Origin of the sequence: Microbacterium sp. ISL-103, from assembly GCF_018613995.1 — a bacterium.
GTDB lineage: Bacteria > Actinomycetota > Actinomycetes > Actinomycetales > Microbacteriaceae > Microbacterium.
In genome coordinates, this window is the sequence record NZ_JAGGPD010000397.1 from 1 (window position 1) to 3,322 (window position 3,322).

A 3,322-nucleotide genomic window follows, 5' to 3' on the forward strand; every position below is an offset into this window, starting at 1 on the left:
TCCCTCGGGGCACGCCTTCCTCGCCTCGGAGTCGTTCGTGAACCCCGACGGCAGCGGCACCACTCTTCCGGTGCCGTCGCCCGCCGAAGTGTTCGCCGCCGCCAAGGTGCTCGGCATGCACACCGTGATCGACCCGTACACCGAGCCCGCGCGCTGGGAGTCGGTCGCGCAGATCGAGGAGACCGCGCGACTGCCCAACGAGGCGGCCGCCGTCGGCGCCACCGTCGGCGTGCGCGTCGGGTACCACAACCACGCGCACGAGCTGGAGGCCGTGTTCGACGGCGTCACCGGACTCGAGGTGCTCGCGGGCCTTCTCGATGACCGCGTGGTGCTCGAGGTCGACCTGTACTGGGTCTCCCGTGGCGGAGTCGACCCCGTCGCGCTGCTGCAGCGCCTCGGCGACCGCGTGATCGCGGTGCACGCCAAGGACGGCACGCTCGACCCCGCACTGAGCGCCTACCCGCCCGCCGACCAGGTGCCCGCCGGCGACGGCGCCGTGCCTCTCGTCGAGGCCATCGCCGCGGCTCCCGCGCTCGAGCTCGCGATCGTCGAGTTCGACCACTACGAGGGCGACCTCTGGGCAGCGATCGAACGCAGCCGGGTGTACCTCGACGAGAAGGTGGCCGGCTGATGACGATCGGCAACGGCCCCGTCGGCGTCGGCATCATCGNNAGTACCTGTCGAACCTCACGACGTTCCCCGACGTGCGGGTCCTCGCGATCGGCGACCTGCTCGTGGAGCGCGCGAAGGCGCAGGCCGAGAAGTACGGCGTGCCCCGGGCGGGCGGCGTCGATCTCGTGCTGAACGACCCCGACATCGACATCGTCGTGAACCTCACGATCCCGGCGGTGCACGTCGAGGTCTCGGAGGCGATCATCGCCGCAGGCAAGCACGTGTGGACGGAGAAGCCGATCGGCGTCAGCCGCGACGAGTCCCTGCGGCTGCTCGCGACCGCGGATGCCGCGGGGCTGCGCGTCGGCGTCGCCCCCGACACCGTGCTCGGCCCGGGGGTGCAGACGGCGAAGCGCGCCATCGCGCGTGGTGACATCGGTCGCCCGCTGTTCGCCCAGACGACGTTCCAGTGGCAGGGGCCGGAGATCTTCCACCCGAACCCCGCATTCCTGTACGCCAAGGGCGGCGGCCCGCTGCTCGACATGGGTCCGTACTACGTCTCGGCACTCGTGCACGTGTTCGGGCCGGTGGCCGCGGTCGCAGCCCTCGGACTCCAGGGCGCGCCCACCCGCACAGTGCAGGTCGGCGAGCTGGCGGGTCAGGAGTTCCCGGTCGAGATCCCGTCGACGCTCAGCGTGCTGATGGACTTCGAGCAGGGCGGTCAGGCGCAGAGCCTGTACAGCACCGACTCGCCGCTGCTGCGCACGGGCATCGTCGAGATCACCGGCACCGAGGGGACGATCGTGATCCCCGATCCCAACACCTTCGGTGGCGAGATCATGATCACCCGGCCGCTGACGCGCGCGTTCGTGCCGCCGGCGCCCATGCAGCAGGACGTCGTCGACGTCGAACAGGAGGGCGTCCTGTCGGGGCGCGGCGTGGGGCTCCTCGACATGGCGCGGTCGATCGCTGCCGGCCGTGCGCATGTCGCGACCGGCGAGTTCGGGTACCACGTGCTCGACACGCTGCTGTCGATCGAAGAGGCAGCCGAGTCGCGCAGCTTCGTGACCGTCGACAGCACCCTCGACGCGGTCGGGTCGCTCGACGCCGACTTCGACCCGTTCGCCGCGACCCTCTGAGGTCCGACGACGCTCTGAAGCGATCCGGTGTGGCGGCGAACGCGCGGTCAGCGTGCCTTCGTCGCCACATAGCGGTCGACGTTCGCGGGTGAGAGCACCTCGCGGGCGACCATGATCGCGGCCCCGAGCACAGCGGCGCGGTCGCCCGCCTGCGACTGCACGATCGCGAGGTGCTGCGTGGCCAGGGGGATCGAGCGACGGTAGACGACCTCGCGCACCCCGGCGAGAAGGTGCTCGCCCGCGCGGGCGATGCTGCCGCCCAGAACGATGATCGACGGGTTGAGCAGGTTGACGACGGTCGCCAGCACCTCGCCGACATCGCGGCCCGCCTGACGTGTCGCCTCGATGGCGGCGGCGTTGCCCGAGCGTACGAGATCGACCACGTCCGAGGGGCCGTTCGCCTCGTGCCCGGCCTCCCGCAGGGCTGTGGCCAGAGCCGACCCGCTCGCGAGCGCCTCGAGATCGCGCTCATCGCCGGGCTCTCTCGCGGAACCTGCGCCGCTCGGCACCTGGACGTGCCCCAGGTCGCCGGCCGACCCCTGAGCGCCGCGCTGCAGCTGGCCACCGGCGATGATGCCCGAGCCGATGCCCGTCGACACCTTGACGAAGACGAGGTCGTCGATGTGCGGCCAGGTGGTCGCCTGCTCGCCGAGGGCGAGGATGTTCACGTCGTTGTCGACGAGCACCGGCACATCGAACGTGCGCTGCACGTAGGCGGGAATGTCGAAGCGGTCCCACCCCGGCATGATCGGCGGGTTGGTCGGGCGTCCGGTCGAGTGCTCGACGGGGCCGGGGACGCCGATCCCCACGCCGAGCAGGGGGATGCCGGTGGCGGCGGCGGACTCGAGAAGAGCGGCGCCGTCTTCGAGGATCAATTCGAGCAGGCTCTCGGGTCCGTCGCCGATGTCGATCGTGCGCGTGCGGGAATCGAGGATGATGCCGGAGAGATCCGCGACGGCGACGGTGGCGTGCGTGGCTCCGAGGTCGACGGCGAGAACGAGGCCGGCACGCGCGTTGAACGCCAGTCGCGCGGGCGGGCGTCCGCCGGTGGAGACCGCCTCGCCGGCCGGGCGCAGCAGGTCGGCGACCAGAAGGGCATCGACCCGCAGCGCGACCGTCGAGCGCGCGAGCCCGGTGAGCGCGGCGAGCTCGGCCTTCGTGCGGGCTGTCCCGTCGCGCAGGATCTGGAAGATCTCTCCTGCGCCGGGATTCGCCGCCGCAGCGGTGCGGAGTGCGTCGACCATTGCGTCAGTAAACCACAGACTTGCATCGACTCACGATCGACTTCCGATTCGTTACAAATAACTTTTGACAAAGGTCTAGCAAAAGTCGACGGGGCTGTGTCAGACTCACCGGCATGACAACGGATGTCACCCACACCGGTCTCGGGACGATCCGAGCCGGCATCCTCGGCGGAGGATTCATGGCCCGCGTGCATCGCACGGCGGCCCGTGACGCCGGCGGCGAGCTGCGCGCCGTCGCCACGCGCTCCGAAGCCGGAGGACGCCAGGCGGCAGACGAGCTCGGGGCGGTGCGGGCCGAGCTCCACGCAGCAGCCCTGCTGCTCGCCG

The 3,322-nt window shown here is 70.9% G+C and carries 2 protein-coding genes and 2 pseudogenes; 3 read left to right on the top strand and 1 reads right to left on the bottom strand.

From position 1 onward, the window contains the following. Both J7E68_RS14320 and J7E68_RS14325 read left to right on the top strand, forming a co-directional pair. On the top strand, positions 1 to 631 hold a 631-nt coding region (locus J7E68_RS14320), incomplete at its 5' end, for a sugar phosphate isomerase/epimerase (RefSeq protein ID WP_215173646.1). Continuing rightward, positions 631 to 1,751, top strand: a pseudogene (locus J7E68_RS14325) (Gfo/Idh/MocA family protein). The gene J7E68_RS14320 and the pseudogene J7E68_RS14325, both read left to right, overlap by 1 nt. 47 nt (positions 1,752 to 1,798) lie before the next feature. Here J7E68_RS14325 and J7E68_RS14330 read toward each other — a convergent pair. Next, positions 1,799 to 2,995 carry an ROK family protein gene (locus tag J7E68_RS14330; protein ID WP_215173648.1) on the bottom strand — a complete coding sequence of 399 codons (1,197 nt, stop codon included), beginning with the start codon at positions 2,993 to 2,995 and terminating at the stop codon, positions 1,799 to 1,801. A 113-nt stretch (positions 2,996 to 3,108) separates the two neighbouring features. On the opposite strand from J7E68_RS14330, the pseudogene J7E68_RS14335 reads away from it, so the two are divergent. After that, positions 3,109 to 3,322: pseudogene (locus tag J7E68_RS14335) on the top strand (hypothetical protein); the annotation flags it as partial.

Bases quoted from the DNA above. Each gene is read 5' to 3' on its own strand.
- J7E68_RS14330 (WP_215173648.1), bottom strand. From the start codon at position 2,995: ATGGTCGACGCACTCCGCACCGCTGCGGCGGCGAATCCCGGCGCAGGA.